The sequence below is a fragment of the Peribacillus alkalitolerans genome, assembly GCF_010882125.1.
Classification (GTDB): Bacteria; Bacillota; Bacilli; order Bacillales; family DSM-1321; genus Bacillus_BN; species Bacillus_BN alkalitolerans.
In genome coordinates, this window is record NZ_JAAGVZ010000005.1 from 241,455 (window position 1) to 262,792 (window position 21,338).

The 21,338-nt window shown below is 35.6% G+C and carries 19 protein-coding genes; 4 read left to right on the top strand and 15 right to left on the bottom strand.

Annotated features, from left to right (window positions below):
- Positions 1-21: 21 nt before the first annotated feature.
- The 7 genes from G3O09_RS08630 to G3O09_RS08660 all read right to left on the bottom strand — a co-directional run bounded on the left by G3O09_RS08630 (position 22) and on the right by G3O09_RS08660 (position 8,497).
- Positions 22-801: an SDR family NAD(P)-dependent oxidoreductase gene (locus G3O09_RS08630; protein WP_163101089.1), complete on the bottom strand. Its 780-nt coding sequence runs from the start codon at positions 799-801 to the stop codon at positions 22-24.
- A gap of 279 nt (positions 802-1,080) precedes the next feature.
- Positions 1,081-2,763, bottom strand: a complete 1,683-nt coding sequence (locus G3O09_RS08635) for an amylo-alpha-1,6-glucosidase (protein WP_163101123.1) — start codon at positions 2,761-2,763, stop codon at positions 1,081-1,083.
- Positions 2,764-2,831: 68 nt separating this feature from the next.
- A complete protein-coding gene (locus tag G3O09_RS08640; RefSeq protein WP_163101090.1) occupies positions 2,832-3,659 on the bottom strand; it encodes a carbohydrate ABC transporter permease in 828 nt (275 codons plus the stop codon).
- Between the two features lie 14 nt (positions 3,660-3,673).
- On the bottom strand, positions 3,674-4,621 hold the full coding sequence (locus G3O09_RS08645; RefSeq protein WP_163101091.1) for a carbohydrate ABC transporter permease: 948 nt from the start codon (positions 4,619-4,621) through the stop codon (positions 3,674-3,676).
- A gap of 20 nt (positions 4,622-4,641) precedes the next feature.
- Positions 4,642-5,898, bottom strand: coding sequence for an ABC transporter substrate-binding protein (locus G3O09_RS08650; RefSeq protein ID WP_163101092.1), 1,257 nt, complete (start codon positions 5,896-5,898; stop codon positions 4,642-4,644).
- Positions 5,899-6,024: 126 nt separating this feature from the next.
- Positions 6,025-6,801, bottom strand: coding sequence for a response regulator transcription factor (locus tag G3O09_RS08655; RefSeq protein WP_163101093.1), 777 nt, complete (start codon positions 6,799-6,801; stop codon positions 6,025-6,027).
- The gene (locus tag G3O09_RS08660) at positions 6,767-8,497 is read right to left on the bottom strand and encodes a sensor histidine kinase (RefSeq protein WP_163101094.1); all 1,731 of its coding nucleotides are present in this window, start codon (positions 8,495-8,497) and stop codon (positions 6,767-6,769) included. The genes G3O09_RS08655 and G3O09_RS08660 overlap by 35 nt, the downstream gene beginning before the upstream one ends.
- Positions 8,498-8,855: 358 nt before the next feature.
- Here G3O09_RS08660 and pepF point away from each other — a divergent pair, with 358 nt between their 5' ends.
- Entirely contained in the window at positions 8,856-10,670 is a 1,815-nt protein-coding gene (gene pepF / locus G3O09_RS08665) for an oligoendopeptidase F (protein ID WP_163101095.1), read from the top strand.
- 102 nt (positions 10,671-10,772) lie between these two features.
- On the opposite strand, the gene G3O09_RS08670 is transcribed toward pepF, so the two are convergent.
- Positions 10,773-11,372 carry an SET domain-containing protein gene (locus G3O09_RS08670; protein WP_163101096.1) on the bottom strand — a complete coding sequence of 200 codons (600 nt, stop codon included), beginning with the start codon at positions 11,370-11,372 and terminating at the stop codon, positions 10,773-10,775.
- A 383-nt stretch (positions 11,373-11,755) separates the two neighbouring features.
- Between G3O09_RS08670 and G3O09_RS08675 the strand changes: the two genes are divergently transcribed.
- Positions 11,756-12,946, top strand: coding sequence for an SLC45 family MFS transporter (locus G3O09_RS08675; protein ID WP_163101097.1), 1,191 nt, complete (start codon positions 11,756-11,758; stop codon positions 12,944-12,946).
- Positions 12,947-13,011: 65 nt separating this feature from the next.
- On the opposite strand, the gene G3O09_RS08680 is transcribed toward G3O09_RS08675, so the two are convergent.
- From G3O09_RS08680 to G3O09_RS08705, 6 genes are read right to left on the bottom strand one after another with little or no spacing between them, the layout of a single operon-like run.
- A complete protein-coding gene (locus G3O09_RS08680; RefSeq protein WP_163101098.1) occupies positions 13,012-13,650 on the bottom strand; it encodes a nucleotidyltransferase family protein in 639 nt (212 codons plus the stop codon).
- A complete protein-coding gene (locus G3O09_RS08685) occupies positions 13,632-14,684 on the bottom strand; it encodes an XdhC family protein (protein WP_163101099.1) in 1,053 nt (350 codons plus the stop codon). The genes G3O09_RS08680 and G3O09_RS08685 overlap by 19 nt, the downstream gene beginning before the upstream one ends.
- A gap of 52 nt (positions 14,685-14,736) precedes the next feature.
- Positions 14,737-15,207, bottom strand: coding sequence for a nucleoside deaminase (locus G3O09_RS08690; protein ID WP_163101100.1), 471 nt, complete (start codon positions 15,205-15,207; stop codon positions 14,737-14,739).
- Positions 15,208-15,241: 34 nt separating this feature from the next.
- On the bottom strand, positions 15,242-15,721 hold the full coding sequence (locus tag G3O09_RS08695) for a (2Fe-2S)-binding protein (protein WP_163101101.1): 480 nt from the start codon (positions 15,719-15,721) through the stop codon (positions 15,242-15,244).
- Positions 15,706-17,976 (bottom strand): xanthine dehydrogenase subunit D, encoded by a 2,271-nt coding sequence (gene pucD, locus G3O09_RS08700; RefSeq protein ID WP_163101102.1) that lies wholly within the window; start codon positions 17,974-17,976, stop codon positions 15,706-15,708. Before pucD ends, G3O09_RS08695 begins: the two co-directional genes overlap by 16 nt.
- A gap of 12 nt (positions 17,977-17,988) precedes the next feature.
- Positions 17,989-18,846 carry an FAD binding domain-containing protein gene (locus tag G3O09_RS08705; protein WP_163101103.1) on the bottom strand — a complete coding sequence of 286 codons (858 nt, stop codon included), beginning with the start codon at positions 18,844-18,846 and terminating at the stop codon, positions 17,989-17,991.
- A 385-nt stretch (positions 18,847-19,231) separates the two neighbouring features.
- Here G3O09_RS08705 and G3O09_RS08710 point away from each other — a divergent pair, with 385 nt between their 5' ends.
- Positions 19,232-19,708, top strand: coding sequence for a hypothetical protein (locus G3O09_RS08710; RefSeq protein WP_163101104.1), 477 nt, complete (start codon positions 19,232-19,234; stop codon positions 19,706-19,708).
- Between the two features lie 657 nt (positions 19,709-20,365).
- Entirely contained in the window at positions 20,366-20,860 is a 495-nt protein-coding gene (locus G3O09_RS08715) for a hypothetical protein (protein ID WP_163101105.1), read from the top strand.
- 195 nt (positions 20,861-21,055) lie between these two features.
- Here G3O09_RS08715 and G3O09_RS08720 read toward each other — a convergent pair.
- A partial coding sequence (locus G3O09_RS08720; protein ID WP_205439635.1) for a transposase occupies positions 21,056-21,338 on the bottom strand: 283 nt, incomplete at its 5' end.

The following is a 21,338-nucleotide window of genomic DNA, read 5'->3' on the forward strand; positions in this document are numbered from 1 at the left end:
ATTTTTACTTTATGGTACTGATTAGGCTAATCCTCCACCATCAACAATAAGTTCTGTTCCTGTGATCCACGATGATAAGTCACTTGCTAGAAATAACACTCCTTTGGCAATATCTCTTGGTGTTCCGATTCTTGATAAAGGTCTACCAACAGCCGATGAAGCTAAAAAAACATCCACTTTCCGATTTAATTGCTTCGCTTCATCCCTTAACAAAGGGGTATCCGTATCACCCGGGCAAATGCAGTTTACTCGGATATTTTCTGGGCCATGATCAATAGCCATTGCCTTCGTTAAATTGACCACTCCTGCCTTCGCAGCACAATAGGCTGCTGCTTGGTCTCCTCCTTTAATTCCCCAACCTGATCCTGTATTGATGATACTTCCGCCTCCTCCACTAGCCATTAGTGGAATTAAATATTTTGATAACAAATAAACCCCTTTTAATGAGACGTCAACGACCAGATCCCATTCAGTCTCTTCTAAATCAACTACTGTTTTTCGTTTTATGACACCTGCATTATTAAAAAGAACGTTCACAGTATCAAAATGTTCTTCAATAAATTGTTTAACAGCTATACAATCGTTGGCATTCGTCACATCACACCGTAAAAACTCCGCCATATATCCATCCTTTTTCAAATCAACTGCAGCTTTATACCCGTTTTCTTCATTAATATCTAGTAAAAGAACCTTTGCCCCTACTTCTCCTAGAAGCGCAGCTGTGGCAAATCCGATTCCTGAAGCACCTCCGGTTACAACACAAACTTGATCCTTCAATTGGAAATAGTCTTGTTTTAGCATTATAAACCTCCTAACATTCTCATTTAGATTAATGAAGAAAGTAATGAGCGTTTTAGAAATTAACAAAATGAATCCCGCCTTTGGGAATATGCTATAAGTCTTCTAAACGCTTCAACCAATTAGCAATAGGCTCAAGCTCTTCCTTTAAACGACCTGGGAGAACTGCAAGCCCATGACTGCTATTAAGCCATTAAACTATTTTTTGATATGATGAACTCTTCATGGGTGTAGGACCGATGAAATAATAAGGAAATTGACTCGTTAATGCCAAAAGGCACCCTATAACTCATGCGCTAGAATTAGAAAAACACTAGATGTCCAAGTAAATGCGGGATCACGAAGGCCTTCCCCTGATACAGCGTTAAAATTTTCAGCCATCCCCGACTGGTTTGCCATTGTACAGAAATTTTCTGCTGTTTTCTTTGCTAGATCGATTTCTCCTATCGCCTTTAACCCTTCAATTAATAGCATTGTAGATGGAGCCCAAATAGGGCCACGCCAATAGCCATCTTGTCGATAATAAGGACTTGCCAAACTTTCAGTCGCAAATCCATGATCTGTTTCGAATTGATTTTGATGGAGCAAACGATGTAACAACACATCTTTTTGCATTTTGGATAATCGATCTCCTAAAATGAACGGTATAAACAAAATTAGACTTTGAGATGAAATCGGCTTGTGGGAGCCAGATAAGCAAGCTTGAAATCCATCTTCAGTCCAAAAGTGCTCCATCATTTTGTTTAAAGTTTCATCTGCTCTTTTCTTCCAGGCTTTTTCTTCATTTGTTTTACCAAGACGCTTTGCAATTGTTGCTAGCACATCCATTTGAATAATTAAAAAGGTTGCTAAATCTGGTGTTTCGACCGGAATTCCCTCTGAAAATACAGTGCTATTATCCCAACCGCTATCATTGCCATGATTATATTGTGGTATTCCATCATGATCATCATCCCTGTGGATATACCACCAATTCGTCCATTTAACCAATGGGTCGTAAATTTCACTTAATTTTTCATTTGTAATGTAAGGGGAACGTTCCATCATCCATTTCAATGTCCATCCATGAATGGGAGGCTTACAGCAATTCCACAAGGAGGATTGATCATTAAGAAAATCTGGTAATGCGCCACTTTCATCCTGTGAGTCAAAAAAGATGCAGTACTGGTCCCAGGCTAATTCCGGCTGTTCCTTCATTAAAGCCATCGCATTAAAACAGTGATCCCAGCTCCATATATTGGTCATCCAATTTTTGGACATAAACATAGCTGGACGGGTTAAGAGTCCTTCAGCTTTTACAACACAAGACCATGTAATATATGAAGCCATTTCCCATCCGCTTCTATATTGGTCAGGTACCTTTAGCGTTTTCTCTTTCCAGCATGTAAATTCGTCCTCTACCCTTTTTACAGATTCTATAAAGCTCAGTTCTAGGCTCGTATCTTTTTCAAAGATAATTTGATAGTCTGAAATGGCCGTTTCAAAGGTTTGATCCGAGCCATTAGGACGACATATAATGTGTATAAATTTACTTTTATCCACTTCAAAAGGAGCTCGAACATCAACGTTTCCCTCGATTGGGATAATCCGAAAACGCCGCTTTTGTTTAAAGCTATTAATCTCCCAAGATTGGTCAGGGCAAGCCAATGCATAATCATATGAACCAGTAAGTGCCGTTAATTGAAGACTGAGGCCGTTCCCCTTGATTCTTATCGTACTCTCCGAGCTAAAGCAGCATTCTAATGTCCCTTTGTTTCCGATAAGTCTTAGTAGGTGCGGGGAAAATTCCACCTCATAATCTTGTAAAACTAATTCCTCTTCCACTAAATTGATTTTAAAAATAGCACCGCTTTTTTCATCCCCGCCTCGAATCATCCGTATATATAATGCATTTTGATCATAGTCGCCAAAATAAATCGGGGATATGACTAGAAAAGATCCATATCGGCTAAAAGGAATTTTCATATCCTCTATTTTCACCTAAAGCTCCTCCTTAAAGGCAGAATGGATGAACCGAAATTCATCCACCATGATTATTTGAGACCACTTGAAGATACGCCATTAACGATATATTTTTGTGCGAAGAAAAATAAAAGCAGAGGCGGTATGCTAATTAAGAAAGTAACTGCCATGATTCCTTCCATGTCTACATCAAACATTCCTTTAAATTGGGCTAATCCTAAAGTCAACGTATATTTGCTTTGATCATTTAAAAAGATTAGTGGACCTAAGTAATCATTCCAGCTCGATAAAAAGTTAAACACAGCGATTAAGACAATAATGGGCCACATTAATGGTAGATGGATACGATAATAAATTTGAAAAGCATTTGCTCCATCCATTCTTGCAGCCTCATCCAGCTCTTTTGGAATGGACATGATAAACTGTCTTAATAAAAATATGTAGAATGCCGATCCGAACCAGGATGGTACAATAAGTGGCTTTAATGTATTAATCCAACCAAGGAAATTAAACTCCATATATAAAGGAATCATCGTCACTTCCCAAGGAATCATCATTGTTGCCAAAAGAACGATAAATAAAAAATCTCTTCCTTTAAACGTAAACCGTGCAAATCCATATGCAACTAAAGTAGAGGAAATAATCTGCCCCAATGTGGTCAAAATCGTCACAATCACACTATTTACTAAAAATAGGTTAAAGGGCTGGCTATTCCATGCTTTTGCAAAGTTTTCAAAATGCCACGATGACGGAAGCCATTTAGGTGGAAAAAGATATAATTCATCAGGTGACTTTAATGAAGTCGTAACCATCCAAAGGAATGGAGCTAAGAATAATAAAGATAAAAAAATCAATAATACGTAAATAGATCCATTACTAAGTCTGCTTTTCAATCTCATCCCAGCACCCTCCTTTAAGAATGTTCATTTTTTACTTCATTTTCGTAATACACCCATGCAGATGAAGATCTAAACACAAGTAATGTTAAAAATAGTACGATTAAAAACATAATCCAAGCATTAGCAGAGGAATAACCCATTTTAAAATACTTAAAAGCATTTTCGTACACATACATCGCATAAAAGTAAGTAGATTGAAGTGGACCTCCACCTGTTAGCACTAAAGCTAAGGTCAATTGCTGAAAAGCACTAATAATGGTTGTGATTAAATTAAATAAAAGTGTAGGTGTTAAAAGTGGTAATGTAATTTTAAAAAAAGAATAAATCTTTCCTGCTCCGTCTATTTCCGCTGCTTCATATAAATCTTGTGGGATATTTTTCAATCCGGCTAAGAAGATGAGCATCATAGTTCCTTGCCCCCACAGACTGGCAAGCACCATAGCAATCAAAGCCCACCCTTGTTGATTTAGCCAATCTGGGCCCTCAATTCCCACTAATGACAGTAAATAATTCAAAATACCATACTCTCCGTTATAGACCCAGCCCCAAATCATCGCTAAAGCCACTCCAGAAATGACCGATGGAACATAGAAGAAGGTTCTGAATATAGAGCTTCCTTTTAATTTTTTATTTAAAAGAATGGCAAGAAAGAGGGACAAAATAATATTGAGTGGTACAAATAGTAAGGCAAATTTTACTGTTACCCAAAGTGAATGCCAAAATAACGGATCATCCGTAAACATAACGATATAGTTTTCAAACCCGATAAACTTTTTTTCTCCTACAATGGGCCATTCAAAAAAGCTAATCACAAGTGAAAACAATAAAGGTCCTAAGGTAAATAGTAAAAACCCGACAATCCAGGGTGATATGAAAAAATAAGGGGCAAGCTTGCCCCACTGCTTTTTCTTTTTAACCTGTATAGAGGGATTTACTGAATGGAAACTAGTACTGGGCTTCATTGGAATCCTCCTATAGCAGCTTATTCTTTTACATATTTGTCTGAATCCTTCACTGCTTTATTTAATAATTCTTCAGCATCCTGTCCAAGCATGACAGCATTAATTGCAGCTGAAAGATTGCGATTGATCTCATTCCAATTCGAGTTTAATAGGAATGCAGGTGTATTCGTGGAGTTTTCAAGCATGGTATAGAAAGGCTTATAAATTTCATCTTCAGTAATCTTTGTCTCTTCAACGACACTTTTTCGAACCGGAAGATCAGCTTTTCTCATTTTGATTGCTTGATCAGATGAATAAAATTTTACAAATTCCCAAGCTAAATCCTTTTGTTTAGAATCCTTAGCGATAGAAACAGCGGATGATGCAATGAGTCCTTTCACAGGTTTAGACCCAAACGCAGGGATAGTAGCAGTACCTACATCAATTCCAGCTTCTTTAAAGCCTTCCAATGGCCAAATACCACTAATATACATTCCAAGCTTGCCTGATTTAAAAATATCGCTTCCACTCTGTTGATTTTTGCCTCCAACTAGTACAGCCATTCCATCCTTCACCATATCTCCGTACATTTGCACTGCATCAATCGTCTCAGGACTGTTCATATATCCATCGATTTGTTTTCCATCTTCACTAACAAAGCTTCCACCATTACTCCATATCAAGCCTTGTAAATCATACGTATCTGGCTCAGAAGCTACACCGAATCCGTATTGCTTTTTGCTTTTATCTGTTAATGTTTTAGCAATCTTTGTAAAATCGTCCCATGTCCACTCACTGGTTGGATAAGGAATTTGATATTGATCGAATAACTTCTTATTATAATAAACAACCATGGTTGTAAAACCAGCTGGCATGCCATATAAATCATCATTAACACTGGAGTAATTAAATAGGCCTTCGTAAAAATCATCCATTTTGATTTCTTCGTCATTTTCCACATATTTTCCAAGTGGTTCTAATGACTGATAATAAGTTGAGAAATCCCACATATACATTACATCTGGAGGATTTTTGGCCCCAAACGAAGCTGCAAGTTTTTGATCAAATCCATCTCCATATGCTTCTACCTGAACTTTCACATCAGGGTTTGCCTTTTCAAACTCCTTAGCAATGTCTTGTTGAATCTTCAATGTATCTCCCGAATCCCAAGTGGCAAACCGAAGTACCTTCTTGCCATCTTTTTTATCATTTTCACTTGAAGCATCCTCTGAGCTACATGCTGAAACTAGTAGTAAAACAAATACCATCCATATAAGCCACCACTTATTTCTTTTCATCCGACCTCTTCCCCCTTTTTAAAAAAACTAAATTTTCAAAAAAATTAACCGCTTTCATTATATCTCGAATGAAAGCGGTTAAAAACTTCTATATGTTTGATTTAAAGTGTACTTTTATCTTACTTTTTAATGATTCTTGTCAATTTGTTTGCTTAAGGTGTACTTTTGTTTGGATCGATATTTAGAAGGGGGAGAGCCTGTGCATTTTTTATACCATTTACTAAAGTATTTTGCGTCTTGAATTCCAACTCTTTCTCCAATCTCTTGGATTGTTAAAGCAGTCGATTTTAATAATTGCTCAGATAATTCAATTCGCTTTTCTTCTATAAAAGCATGGATGCTGATACCTGTTTTCTTTTTAAACATTGTACTTAAATGACTTCGACTAACACCAACGAAATCTGCAATTCCGTTCACAGAAATTGGCTCGGATAAATGGGTGACAATATATTCCTTAACAGTGATAATAACTTTTGGATAATCTTGATTATCCTCTTCTTTTTCAGGATTTTTTACCTGAATTTCATTTTTAAAAGTAGATAAAAAATGATCCATTTCTTCATCTTCGAAGGTTGTCTTTAAAAGATATCCAGATGCTCCAATCTTCAAGCCTTCTTGGGCGTACTCAAAGTCTTTATGGCAGCTTAAAAGTAAAATTTTTGTTTGTGGATGGTTCTCCTTTATTTTCCTTGCAAGATCAAGTCCATTTTCCTCCGGCATTACGATATCAGTGATTACGATTTCCGGTTGGTGTTTAATAAATTCTTCCCAAGCTCGTTTTCCATTCGGAGCATCGGCAATCACTTTCATTCCATACTTATTCCAATTTACAGTTGCCATTAAGCCTTTACGGACGATGGTTTCATCATCAACGATTAATACTTTGATACTTGGTGCTTTCATCACATTTATCCACCCACCTTTTTGGCCAATAAATTGAAAATATCGTACCTTGTCCTTCAATGGAGTTTGTCATGATTCGATGGTTCTTCCCAAAATGTATGTAAAACTTCTGCTGTATATTGTACAGCCCAATTCCTCTAACATTGGAATGGTTTGTAGGAATGGAAAACAAAGTGTCTACCTTTTGCAGTGACATGCCTTTTCCATTGTCCTTTAAAATAAGTTCAAAGTAGTCTTCTTTTTCATTTACTTCAATGTGAATATCACCTTTTCCATCTTCAAAAGCATGAAAAAATATATTCTCTAACATCGGTTGAATAGTCATTCTCGGAATTAATGCTTGTTCAAGCTTTTTGTCCATTTGGATTTGAAACGTAAAATTAGGTCCGTATCGAAGCTCTTGAATGACTAAAAAATGCTGAATCGCTTCCAGTTCCTCTTTAAGAGAAATCAATCCAATAGTGAAATTTAAATTCCCTTGAAGAACCTTCGTTAGATGAAACAACATCTTACTAATTTCTTGATTGCCATCTAAACGTGCCTTCCACTGAATGGAGTTAAGAGTATTAAATAATAAATGAGGATTAATTTGATAATGAACCGCTTTTAATTCTGCTTCTCGCTTCATTTCCTCGGTTTCCTTAATTTCCTCCATCAATTGCTTAATTCTATATACCATTCTATTAAAATGATGACTCAGCTTTCCAATTTCATCTTTCGTTTGTATAGGTACTTTCATATCAAATATCCCATTGCTAACTTCTTCCATTGCAAGCTTTAGTTTCAATATTTTACTAGTGAATTGTTTTGAAAATAAAAAAGATAAAACCATAGCTAAAAAAACAGCAATAACCATTCCGACTGTAACGACCTTTAATATCACTCTAGTTGACTTATAAAATTCTCCATTAGGGATTCTAAATTGAATCGTCCAATTATTTGTTTTGGTAGACTCCGTCCAAACAATATCATTTTCTAAATCTTTATCGTTACTACGCGTACGATACAAATATTCCCCTGACTCATTATAAATTGAAATACGAGAATTTAAGTCATCTTCCAAAACCTTAATCATTTTAAATAAATCATCGACATCCGTTTCAATTAAGATAAAGCTATTTTTTAAAACGCCATATGAAACATTAAGCGGAACAACTAGTCCAATGACATTGTTTGGATTATTATATTTGTAGTGCTTTGGAGTATAGATTCCAATTTCGGTTTTCTTCTTTTGTTTTGCTTTTTTATAAATCCCTAGCTTTCGAATTTCCTCCATATTCAAATTTCTATCGCCGTAATAATATCCTGATTCTGTAAACAAATAGATTCCTTTTATGTCTACTTTTTGATGTGTTTGAATCAATCTCTCCAAATTTATTTCTTCCTTAAAATCAGAGTACGTTTTAGGTTGCTGGTCACTTAATTCGATGGAGGATTGGTCTGTTATATATTGCTCTATAGATGCCACACTAAAATACATATCTCCGATAATACGATCTAGTTCCTTTTGAATCTTTTCACCTGCAAATTGATTATAATTTCTTAACTGTTCTTTCACTACCTTTGATGATTGGTAATAAGAGATTAGTCCTAATGTCAACAAAGGAATCATCGCAACAAACAAAAACATTATCAATAATTTTTTTTGTGTATTTATGTGTAAAATATAAGTTAAATAATCCCTTATTTTTTTCATTTTAAACGACCCTTTGTTAAAAGAATTGGAAATAGTTATTGAACATTAAGTCTTTATTTTCTCCGTGTACCTATTAAAACCCTCCTACAATAATTTAATTACATGTCTGTAATCATTAATGTGAGTAAAAGAATAGATTTTTACTAGTAGTTTATTACGTATATTGGAAATGTTCATTAAATGAAGATACTATTCGAAAAAAGTCTAACTCAAAGTACTTAGATTATGTGCAAAAATTTTCCATCTATAAGTTTTTGGAAAGAATGTGGTGTTCCAAAAGATGAATGGTAAAATAAAAATTGATTTATTGACTAAATTTTCTAACAATATATCATTATACATAAGGAGGAGATAAAAAATGGAAAAAACAATCGAAAAACGACTTACTCGTGTAGAAGTACCTGCGGAATTAACTTGGGATCTCACAGATTTATTTGGATCCGATCAAGCATGGGAAGATGAACTTAAGTTAATTGAAGAAGATATTAAGAAATTTGATAGTTTTAAAGGAACTTTATTTAACGGGCCAAAAGCTTTGCTGGAGTGCCTTCTCGCCCAAGAACAGTTAACTATGAAACTAATAAACGTTATGACATTTGCTGGTTTAAAACAATCTACTGATGGAACAGATCCTGTTAATCAAGCAAACTCCTCGAAAATTTCTGACTTAAGGTCAAAATTGATGGCAGCATTGTCGTTCATTTCTTCTGAGATCCTGGCTTTGGAAGAAGGAACAATAGAAAAATATCTACTGGAAGAAGCTGAACTAGCACCATTCAAGCAAAATTTATTAGAAATTCTTGAAACAAAAAAGCATAAGTTAAGCCCTGAAACAGAGGAAGTACTTGCTGCACTAGGCGAGGTTCATAGTGCTCCATATAAAATTTATGAAATGGCAAAATTGGCAGATATGTCATTTGATTCTATCCATGACGAAAAAGGAAACGAATTGCCGGTATCCTTTGCATTGTTTGAAAGCAGATATGAGTTTTCTCCTGACACAGATGTTCGTAGAAAAGCGTATAAATCATTTGTTTCAACCTTAAAGCAATATAAAAACACAATTGCAACTACATACTCTACAGAGGTCAAGAAGCAAGTGACGCTTTCTCGCTTGCGTAAATATGAGTCCGTAACCCACATGCTATTGGAACCGCATCAAGTAACCCTGGAAATGTACAATAACCAATTAGATATCATTTATAATGAATTGGCACCACATATGCGTCGCTTTGCCCAATTAAAAAAGAATGTTTTAGGACTAGATCGGATGATGTTTTGTGATTTGAAAGCACCACTGGATCCTGATTTTAATCCGAAAGTTACCTATGAAGAAGCTAGTAAACTCATCCATGATTCGTTAAAGATGTTGGGTCCTGAGTATAGTGAAATTGTTGAAAAAGGATTAAAAGAAAGATGGGTTGACCTTGCAGATAACGTCGGAAAATCAACGGGTGCATTCTGCTCAAGCCCATACGGATCACATCCATATATCCTTATCACATGGCAGGATAATATGCGTGGATGTTTTACATTAGCACATGAATACGGTCACGCGGGACATTTTTATTTAGCGAATAAAAATCAGAGAATCATGAATGTCCGCCCATCCATGTATTTTATTGAAGCACCATCAACTATGAATGAGCTATTATTAGGACAGCATTTGCTAGCTCAAAATCAAGATAAGCAAATGCGACGCTGGGTCATCCTTCAACTCCTTGGAACCTATTATCATAATTTCGTTACTCATTTACTGGAGGCTGAATACCAACGAAGAGTGTATACCCTAGCTGAAAATGGAAATGCTCTTACAGCCAAAACTTTAACAGAAGTAAAAGGGGCTGTTCTTTCTGAATTCTGGGGTGACACGGTTGAAATCGATGAAGGTGCAAGCCTTACTTGGATGAGACAGCCTCATTATTACATGGGATTATATCCTTACACCTACTCAGCTGGCTTAACGGCATCTACAGCTGTGTCACAATTAATTCAGGAAGAAGGACAGCCAGTGGTGGATCGTTGGCTTGAAGTACTACGTGCAGGTGGAACAATGAAACCGCTCGAGCTATTAAAGCATGCTGGGGTAGATATGTCGAAGCCTGATCCAATTCGTAAGGCAGTATCTTACGTAGGTTCATTGATTGATGAATTAGAACGTTCTTATGAGTAATTAATAAAATATGTAAAGGACCCTTAGATCGATGAAGACCTAAGGGTCCTTTATATAAGAAGGGTTTAGGTGATTAATTATGAAAGGAGCCTGCAGATAACCTTAACTAAATTTATTTCGGTCGTAATAAATGCTCCTAATTGAATCGAATAGTATTTGTTCCTTAGCCGTGATTTTTATTTTATCCATAAATTCTGGTCTAATAAGATGAAGCAATGGTTGATCCACGTCATAGAAGTGCTTTAAGGCTCCAATAACCATTTGATCCCATTCTTCAGAGAAATAAAGTAAATCATCTGGGTTGACTTTGGTTCGCTCGGTGTCATCTTCAGGGATACATTCAAAGGGTTCATCAATATTCAATGAACCATAATCATCCGTTAATTGTTCCCCAGGATAAATATCCCTCACAGCAACTTCAAATTCATAAGCTGTCCCTATACAATTGGCATGGAAACTGTGATTTACATATCTACCAAGATCCCAACATAGAATGTATTTCCCATCTTGATTACGATAGGAGTATTTCTTAAGTACATCACGACTGTACTTGCTTTGACTTTCTATAAAGCTAGGTTCTAAAATTTGATCCAGTTCATCTAAAGCCCAGACAATAGTTCCCTTTGGTATGAACTTAGTCGCAAATACTCCAAAACCCATTTGATCATTTATATATCGTAATTCCGTATACGGGTGAATCATGATGAGTATTCCCCTTTGTAAAGTTGGTTTTATCCATAATTTATGCTCAGGGACCTCTCATGTTGAAATAATTACGATAATTCTTTTCAAAAATAGCTTTAATATTAAGAATCAAAGGGGGGGGTAAGTAAAAGTTGCTTCACTCACTTAACTTTGAAAGCTAGTTTAATATTGTAGATAAATTCTATTTCTATCCCTGAAGAGTATAATAAATTAATAAAGAAACGAATCAATGAGTTGTGTCAAAGTTCAGATCCATGTAATCTGCTTAAATGGTTAAGTACTTCTCCATTTCCCTTCAAATCTTGCATTCTATCCCCTCCAATAGTCTATATTCGCATTTGTAAAAAGGTGATTGATAAGTTCATTAAGGGAGACCTGCGATGAAAAAAACCTGGTTGTTAGGCTTTGGATTTTTCAGCATTAGTTTAGGATGGTCCTTGTATAATGGATTTGTTCCATTCTTTCTTAATGATTATTTAGCAAGCACGGCTTTAATTGGATTTCTTATGACGATTGATAATTATATCGCTCTTTTTCTACAGCCCTATATCGGAAACCGAAGTGATCAAACCCATACACGATATGGTCGACGTATGCCTTATTTACTATTTGGTATACCGATTGCTGCATTATTCTTTGCCCTCATCCCATTCCACAATAATCTAATTTCTCTAATCGTATTAATGGTATGTATGAACTTATCAATGGCCATATTCCGTTCCCCTACAATTGCTTTAATGCCAGATATTACTCCGGAGCATAATCGAACAAAAGCAAATGGGATCATTAATTTCATGGGTGGATGTGGTGGGATATTAGCGTTTAGTGCAGGGGCTTTTCTCTTTGATATTGATGAATCCTTACCATTTTTAGCTGTGTCTGGAATATTCTTAGTGGCATTATGGATTATCTATAACAATATTAAAGAAAATCGAGATACTATTTCATATACGATTAAGACTACAGAAAGAATCAACTATAAGAATGAATTAAATACAACGACAGTCTTCCTTTTAGCAGCTACCTTTTTTTGGTTTATTGCTATTCAGGGAATGGAGGCATTATTTACACTATATGGGGTAAATGAGCTCGGTTTATCTAAAAGTGCATCAGCTTTTTCTTTAGCCTTTTTTTCATTAAGCTTCGTACTTTCCTCCATCCCATGTGGACTATTAGGTGCTAAATATGGTAAGAAGAGACTAATATTAATCGGTATTGTAGGATTAATTTTTGTTTTCTTCCTATTAAATTGGATTGAAACGGCCTTTGCTTTACGGGCTTTTCTACTAATTGGAGGAATATTTTGGGCGTGTATAAACATTAACTCCTACCCATTTATTGTTTCAACAGGTAGTGAAAATAGCTACGGAACACGGACTGGATTATATTATTTAGTTTCATCATTAGCAGCAATCATTTCACCACCAATATTAGGATTATGCATTGACATATTTGGTTTTGGGATATTATTTTTTGCAGCGTCAGCAAGTATGGCACTTGCATTAGTATGTATGCTTAAGGTAAAAAGTACAGAGACACATTATGTTCATCCTCAGGAAATCGATAAATAAATATTATCCCCAAATAGAGGGATTGACTTCAGGTACATCGATACACTTGAAGTCAATCCCTCTTATTATTTATTCTTGGTAATCTCGTCATAATCATTTGGTGTATCAATATCATAAAAAAAATTCGTTTCTGTATAATCAATAGAAAGCCCATTATACCTATCTTTATCTCTAATTAAATAACGTGCACCATGATCCCCATTTAATTTAATAATATCGGAAAAGATATGAGAGGTTAGTAGAAGGGGGGGCATAAACATCCCATTATTACTAGAAGTAATGTAATGAAGCTTCGTTTCAACTAAGGAACATTCTTTATATTTTAAAATTAAATTATTTATCATTTCCGTTGTGATGAATGGTTGGTCTGCTAATAAAACAATGGCTGCTTCACTTAAGTAATTTTCTGCTTCCTTTAAGCCACTTTTTAGTGATTCGGCTTGGCCTTCAAAAGACTTTTCACTAACAATTCTAGTCCACTTCCCTTTAAAAACTGGATTAAAAAATAATGAAGGGGCAATCCAATCCATTGGATCCTCTGGTGTTGTAATGACAAAAATTGTATCGAGTTTAGATTGTAGCGCGGTAATTAGAGCTTTACTTCCTAGGAAACTTCCTTCAAAAGGAAGAGATAATTTATTACAGCCCATACGATTACTACTTCCTGCTGCCAAATAAATGCCTACTATTCTTTTTCTTTCCATGAGGATTCTACCCTATGATTTTTATTTTTTCTTAACGTTTGAATGATTTCTGCTAAGATGCTGATTGCGATTTCCTCTGGCCCTTCAGCTCCAATGTCAAGACCAACTGGTGTCGATATCCATTCAGGAATATCTACATGATTTAATAATCTCCTAGTTCTTAATCTTGAACCTAATACGCCAAAATAAACAATATTTCGTTTCGTTTTTAATAACTCTAATATCTCTTTATCCTTTTCAAATTGATGAGTCATGACCACTACTGAATCTTGCGGTCTAAAATTGATGTCATCAATAATCTGGCTGGGATTCCCATACAACAAAGATTCAGCATAAGGGAAATTTGATATAGTGCATAGTCCCTCCCTCCAATCAGAGATGATCACAGAAAAACCAGTTTTTGAAGCAAACATATGCAAAGGCTTTACATCATCCCCTGCCCCAAATATAAACAATCGTGGTTTTGGGGAGTAACAATGGATATAAACAAGTGAAGCTAATTCCTCAGAATAATATAAGCCACTTGGTTTCATCAATTGTGATGAATGTATAAAGTCAACTGGAATTCTATCATTCCAAGATCCAAAAATGTCGCCTTGCTTAGATATAAATAAATAATCTGAAGCCTTTAAAGAATTTGTTAATTTCTTAATTACAGTAACAGGAATACCTTGATCGAGTTGTGATTTTAAATTAAATAAATCACACTTAAATCGTTCTGTTATGGGCTCCAACAGTACATACAATACACCATTGCAACCTGCACCCTGCCCCCAATTTAAGTCGTCCACACTCCTCATATCGTAGCAAATCGATATTGATTCATTTTTGTTCCCCATTCCTTTAACCCGTTCAACTAAATCTTGCTCCAAGCATCCCGCTGATAAAACCCCTGTCAGCGTACCTGCTTCTTCAATTAAGAGGGCGGCACCTTCTTTTCTGTATGCTGATCCTTCCACGTGAATGATAGTACTCAAATACCTTTTTGTTTCATGGTCTTCAATTTTACTTATAATTTGAAAGATATCCTCCAACGTTCATCACCTCATGCATATTGGACTTGCTCCTAGGTGACTATTTCCTGCATTAATACTCCGTTTTTTTAGTTGAGCTATTCCAGGTGTGAAATGGAAGGTCATAATGATCAGAACAAACTTGTATCATATTAATCTCACGTTTATCAATCGGTAATGCAATTTGATCGTAAATAAATTGATCATCAAACCCAATTAATGCTGCATCTGATTTGGTACATGCATAATACACAGCCTTGGGTCTAGCCCAGTAGATGGCACCTATGCACATTGGACACGGCTCACAGCTAGTATAAATTTCACAATCTGTTAATTGAAAACTATTTAATGTCTTACAGGCTGCTCTTATTGCTTGAACCTCTGCATGGGCAGTAGGATCATTTGTAGCAGTGACTTCATTTCTTCCTACACTAATTATCTGTCCATCTTTTACAACTATTGCCCCAAATGGACCACCATGGTTAGCCACGACATTTTTTTGCGCAAGCTCTACCGCCTTTTCCATAAGCTTTTTATCTCCCATTAGAATCCCTCCATCAAAAAACTCAAAGATTCAATCATTCTTCTCTTTCTAATAGTTTAATAGAATAATTTACCGCTCGAAGAATTCCACCATATCCTGTACAACGACATAGATTGCCAGAAAGCCCTTTGAGTATTTGTTCTTGTGTAGGATTAGGATTTTTCTCCAAAAGAGCTTTTACAGATAAAATCATTCCGGGGGTACAGTATCCGCATTGGAATCCACCTTCCTCGATAAAGGCCTGCTGTATTGGGTCAAGCCTATCAATTCCTATTCCTTCAATGGTTACTATTTCAACCTCATGTAACTGAAATCCCATTAACAAGCAGGAATTAGTAATTTGTCCGTTCACCAAAACAATACAAGCCCCACATCTACCAATTCCACAGGAAATCTTTGTCCCGGTTAAGCTGAGGTCATCTCTCAAAATATCAATGAGACGACGTAAAGGAGGAATATTTAATGATACTGGTTGTTTGTTCACCTTAAACTGAACCTCTATATTCCCTCCCATCTACCTCTCTCCTTCTCTGTTGCTTGTAAAATCATTTCCGATGATACAGGGAGTTGATTACACCAAAACCCAATAGCATTTTGTATTGCGCTAGCGATAGCAGGGGCAACTGCAACAGTCCCAATTTCTCCAATGCCCTTAGGACCATAATTATCACCTGGCTGCAAAGTTTCAATGGCTTCTACATTCATCTCAAGCGGAATATCACAAATGGTTGGGATTAGGTATGTGTCAAAGTTCTTCGTCACATATTCACCATTTTCCATAACACAATCTTCCGTTAATGTATATCCAATGGACATGACACCACTACCTTCGATTTGGCCAAGATATCCCATTGGACTTATGACAGGTCCAGCTGCAATAGCTTGATCCAACCCTAGTATTCTTACTTTTCCAGTTAAGACATCTACTTCCACGTGTGCCGCTACAGCAGCAAATGAATATAGGTATCTTCCTTTCTGTATTGCATCCGAAGAATGTGGATAAGGAAAATTCACATTCATCACTAAAGGTTCCTCAAGCTGGCTTGCTATTTGTTGATAACTAATTTCAAATTGATTATCTTCCCTCCAAATACCACCTGGTCCTAGATACAATTGATCTATCGGACTACCAATAATATGTGATGCTACTTTAAGAATTTGCTCTTCAAAGGGTTTCTTCATTCTTTCAATGGCTAGCCAAATCATAGTCGTTGATCTTGAGGCTGTTGTTGAACCAGAAGGCGGGACTAATTCAGTGTCACCAATGACAATCTGTAAATCATTTCTTTGGCAATTAAATGCCTTTACTAGTAATGTTTCAATGACGGATAATATTCCCTGACCAATTTCTTCAACACCAAAGGATGCTTCAATCCTTCCATCATTATTTAAAGATAATCGTCCTCCCCCTGGATCTGGTATCCCGCGTCCTAAACCTGCCCCAAGCAATGTTATGGCACATCCTACCCCTATTTTTTTCCATTTACTACTATTATTATATTTTTCTTTCAAACTGAAAATCTTAGATTGCTTAATAGCTTCTAACGCCTCTAATGCTCCATTCGTTGGAATAATGGTCTGATCAAGAGGACCTAAATCGTCTATTTTCCTAATATTTTGTTCACGTAATTCAATTGGGTCCATATTCAACTTCTCTGCTAAGCGATCTAGCTGTCCTTCAAGTGCAAATACTACCTGTGGACTACCAAATCCTCTAAATTCCCCGGAAACGCCATTGTTTGTAAAAGCTGATACTCCCTCGATATGAATATTTGGAAATCGGTATGGCCCAGATGCATTTTCAACGGCACATTCTAAAACTGCTGAACCCAATGTTGAATAAGCCCCAGTGTCAGCGATTATTTTGACTGAATGAGCCAAGACATTTCCGTATTTATCAGCACCAGTTCTCATAGAAATACTCATTGGATGACGTTTGAGCCCTGCTCTAATCGATTCTTTTCGGCTATTATGAATTTTTACTGGAAATCCAGTTTTCAAAGCGAGTAAAGCGCCGTATGGCTGAACGTTTAATTCATCTTTACCACCAAATGAACCACCCATTGGACTTGAAACTACCCTAATTCTATTTTCATCAATATTGAGAATTCTAGATAGCTGAAAACGATCAAAATATCCATGCTGGGTTCCCATATATACTGTTATGCCGCCATCACTCTCAGGTACAACTACTCCTCCTTCTGTTTCCATATAAGCATGAATCTGTCTTCGAGTATTGTAGGTTTCTTCTATTATTATTTTGCAATCCTTAAACCCTTCTACTATATTTCCTTTTTTATGAGAGTATTGATGAAGTATATTGCCTTTATTATGAATTTGTGGTGCATCAGGGGTGATAGCGGCCTCTGGATCATCTACAATAGGGAGTATTTCGTAATCTATCACGATTAGCTCTAAAGCTTGTTCAGCAATGATTATCGATTCAGCAGCTACTGCAGCCAATGCATCGCCAATAAACCGAACCTTATCTTCACAGAATACAGGCTGATCAGGCTCGACGATTCCAAAACCATTTAAGCCAGGTATATCTTCGAAGGTTAAAACCGCATGTACCCCTTTCAACTGTTTGGCTTTATCGGTATTAATGGATTTAATCCGAGCATGTGCATGACAACTGCGTAAAACTCTTCCGACTAACATATTGGGAAATGATAGATCTGTTAAATACTTTAAAGATCCTGTGACTTTCCCTACTCCATCAGGTCTAAACTTCCAATTTTCACCATATAATTTACGGCTTATGTGCAAGAGAATACCTCCCTAAACTAGAGACCCTGTTAAACCAGCAATTAATAGGTTTGCAGCAACTTCCTTTCGATACTGAGTTGAGGTAAAGGGATCAGAACAAGGTTGGAATAGTTCGAGTATTTTTTCATGTACTCTTTTCCACAAAGCATCATTAGGAACTTGACCTTGTATCATATCTTCAATTAGAAATAAACGGTGAGGTAATTCTTCTCCTCCTCCTAAAGCAAGTCTAGGCTGGTCAATTTCATTATTTGAATTCAACTTGAATGTGCCCGCTACAGTCAAAATAGATGGAGAAAAAGCCTCTCGCCTGCCAATTTTTTTATAAAAAGTAGTGGTTTCATTTTCGTTCGATATCAAAATTTCCGTTAATAAATTACTAGCTAATGTTGAAATTCCATTTTTATTTTTCAGGATATTTATTAGCTTATCGGTTACATATTGCTTTCCATCAAACCAAGTTACCAAAGCGTCCAAAACTAAAAGGGCAGGAATAAGATCACCAAACCCCATTGATATATTCCCGCCAATAGTCGCTTGATTCCTTACAGCTGGGGAAGCAATACCACCTAATGCGTTTACGATTATATGCCAGTGCTTTTGAATATCTGGATGATTTAGACAAGCTGACAGTGTTGAAGCTGCTCCCAATTTTAAGGAAAGCCCAATTCCGTTTGTTAACAACCTAATTTGGCTCAATTCATTAATACTTCCTAAATAAATTAAGTGCTCTGGGACAGACTCACCTGATTCCCAACGTAATTGAATCCATGTCCCGCCCGATATATACCTTGCATTAGAACCGTATTTTTGTTTAATTTCCCACGCCTCTTCGACTTTTTTGGGAGACCAAACCATTGGTTCATTCATTCTGACATCACCTCAAATATCATTTATAAATTATAAAACCACCTCACAAATTCTAAATTCCCTTTCATTTTCCCGTACCTTAAAATATTATCTAGGCTGAAAAAAAATGAATTATTATACAGATTGGCAAAAAAATATTTAGTTGAGTAAGGTGGAAATGTTATATTCCCTTTTACAATTAAAAATTAAAAACAAAAAAATCCCACAAAATTTAACAATGTGGGATTTTTGACATAAGTGAATAAGAGCTTTTGGATATTAAATCCAACTTAGCTAGAAAGTTACTTAATTGGCGGCTAATTTAGTCAAATCACGTATGAAAAAAAAAACTCTCCATAATCTAAATTCAAATATAACTTTAAATACATATGTAGGGAATTTGAAAATGATTAAGCCTCACACACCTCTTGTTAAAATTAGTGCATTTGGAATTACGTTTATCCATCAACAAAATCCTATAATGGCTGCTTGGTGGTCAGCTGTCTTTCCCGGTTTTGGACATTATTTATTAAATCAATATCTAAGAGCTACACTATTAACTTTAGCTGAAGTTTTTATTAATACTTTTGCTCATATAAACGAAGCAATGGTTTATTCATTTTGTGGCAAATTTGATCTTGCAATTTCCGTACTTGAACCCGAATGGACATTTGGATATATCATTATTTATATCATAACTATTTGGGATAGTTATCGATCCGCCATATTCCAAAACAAATTAAGTCATTTGGCTGATTTAGAGAATTACCGTATACCTAGGATAGAAATTCTTTCATCTGAGATTCAATACTTAAAAAAAAAGAATCCTATAATAGGCGTCATTTATTCCTTTTTTATTTCCTGGATTAGGTCAATTATATAATCACAGGTTCGCTCTTGCTTTTTACGCAATGTTTTGGTGGTGGATTTACATCATATTTTCCAGACTCCACGAATCTCTTTTATTACTAATCCTTATGGAAATATCAAGCCCTTACAGTAGGATCTCTAAATTAAGAGCTAATTAGTGTAAAAATCGTCTTTTTTGAATTACGAAGGAGTTCAACTGAATGATTCTTTTCTTTTATATCATTTTGAATTTGATTGCTATGTTTCTTTTTATTAAAAAAAAAAAAAAATTACATATCCTTGAAATCTTTGTTTATTGGATGGTTGCTTCTTATCTCTATCAAAACTTTTCTGCCCTTTGCTACATGAACTTCAAAAACCTGTTTGTTCCAGAAAAACTAAGCTATGAATTATCACATTTTATTAACCGTATTTTCCTTTTCCCAATTATCATGGTTACATTTCTACACTGTTATCATTTTTTTTCCTCTCTTATAAAAAAGCTTTCTGTAATCGTAAGCTTTATTTTCATATTATCTGGTTTAGAGTGGCTATGTGATTATTTAGGGGTTCTAATACATATCAATTGGCAAATATGGTGGTCGTTCTCCTTTTGGATTATAGCTCTTTTTATATTAATCGGGACTATGAAGATTTTTCGTAAGATTCTATATCGAGGAGGAGTAAATATATGAACGTTACATTTGATTGGAATGAATGGTTTTTTATCATAACATCTTCCATTATAATATTAATGTTTTTATTGATAAGGAGTTATTTTCCACTAGTTATTGTTTCAATCATTTGGATTTTTAATATCACTTATGTTTCGACCATCGATTATTTTCTATTAGCCACTCCTTTTAAACTCTATTATTTTGGAGATAATCCAACTTATGAACTATCAGGTGCCCTATTTCACTTATTTATGTATCCATGTGCCTCTATCCTCTTTTTATTTGCTTATGATAAATGGGAGCTTTATGGTAAGAAAACAGTTTGGTACATACTCTCTTGGACAGGATTTTCCTTATTGTTTGAATGGATCTCAATAAAAAATCATGCTTTGACCTATACTGGGTGGAAACTATATTATTCGATTCCATTTTATCCGATAACTGCTGTTTTGCTAATTTTCCTCTTTCGTTTCACTAAAAAGAAACTTCTTGAACTCAATTTCCAATAATTTAGGAAGAATATATTTTAGACAGGTGGCAAAAAGAGTAAATGGATTTTAAATATCATGATAAAAAAACACTCCCTTTCATAAGGAGGGCACTGAAAAACTTGCGTTTTTAAAAATGTAAACATGGTGAGATAAAAAAAGGGCAATTTCTCGTTCGATTTAGAACAAGAAATTGCCCTTTTTTATCCCTTTTCTTTATCCCTTTTCTTTCAGAAGCGTGAGAATTCTTTTGAGATTGACGGCGAATATTGTCGTGGCACCCTGAATTTCCATGCCGAATAGACCCGCAGATGATGCTGTACCATACCCGTGTCCATGTTTTAATTCACTATTCTTGGCTTCAATTTTATAGCGTGAACGAGCCTGTTCCTTAAACTCGTCACTATTTTGAAACGTTTCTTGTTCCTTATGTTCGGTCGATTTAATTGTCACCGAATATGTTTTACTCTTCGCCCCTTCTGTATAACATCCTTCACGG

Bases quoted from the DNA above. Each gene is read 5' to 3' on its own strand.
- G3O09_RS08630 (WP_163101089.1), bottom strand. From the start codon at position 801: ATGCTAAAACAAGACTATTTCCAATTGAAGGATCAAGTTTGTGTTGTA.
- G3O09_RS08635 (WP_163101123.1), bottom strand. From the start codon at position 2,763: ATGAAAATTCCTTTTAGCCGATATGGATCTTTTCTAGTCATATCCCCG.
- G3O09_RS08640 (WP_163101090.1), bottom strand. From the start codon at position 3,659: ATGAGATTGAAAAGCAGACTTAGTAATGGATCTATTTACGTATTATTG.
- G3O09_RS08645 (WP_163101091.1), bottom strand. From the start codon at position 4,621: ATGAAGCCCAGTACTAGTTTCCATTCAGTAAATCCCTCTATACAGGTT.
- G3O09_RS08650 (WP_163101092.1), bottom strand. From the start codon at position 5,898: ATGAAAAGAAATAAGTGGTGGCTTATATGGATGGTATTTGTTTTACTA.
- G3O09_RS08655 (WP_163101093.1), bottom strand. From the start codon at position 6,801: ATGAAAGCACCAAGTATCAAAGTATTAATCGTTGATGATGAAACCATC.
- G3O09_RS08660 (WP_163101094.1), bottom strand. From the start codon at position 8,497: ATGAAAAAAATAAGGGATTATTTAACTTATATTTTACACATAAATACA.
- pepF (WP_163101095.1), top strand. From the start codon at position 8,856: ATGGAAAAAACAATCGAAAAACGACTTACTCGTGTAGAAGTACCTGCG.
- G3O09_RS08670 (WP_163101096.1), bottom strand. From the start codon at position 11,372: ATGATTCACCCGTATACGGAATTACGATATATAAATGATCAAATGGGT.
- G3O09_RS08675 (WP_163101097.1), top strand. From the start codon at position 11,756: ATGAAAAAAACCTGGTTGTTAGGCTTTGGATTTTTCAGCATTAGTTTA.
- G3O09_RS08680 (WP_163101098.1), bottom strand. From the start codon at position 13,650: ATGGAAAGAAAAAGAATAGTAGGCATTTATTTGGCAGCAGGAAGTAGT.
- G3O09_RS08690 (WP_163101100.1), bottom strand. From the start codon at position 15,207: ATGGGAGATAAAAAGCTTATGGAAAAGGCGGTAGAGCTTGCGCAAAAA.
- G3O09_RS08695 (WP_163101101.1), bottom strand. From the start codon at position 15,721: ATGGGAGGGAATATAGAGGTTCAGTTTAAGGTGAACAAACAACCAGTA.
- G3O09_RS08705 (WP_163101103.1), bottom strand. From the start codon at position 18,846: ATGAATGAACCAATGGTTTGGTCTCCCAAAAAAGTCGAAGAGGCGTGG.
- G3O09_RS08710 (WP_163101104.1), top strand. From the start codon at position 19,232: ATGATTAAGCCTCACACACCTCTTGTTAAAATTAGTGCATTTGGAATT.
- G3O09_RS08715 (WP_163101105.1), top strand. From the start codon at position 20,366: ATGAACGTTACATTTGATTGGAATGAATGGTTTTTTATCATAACATCT.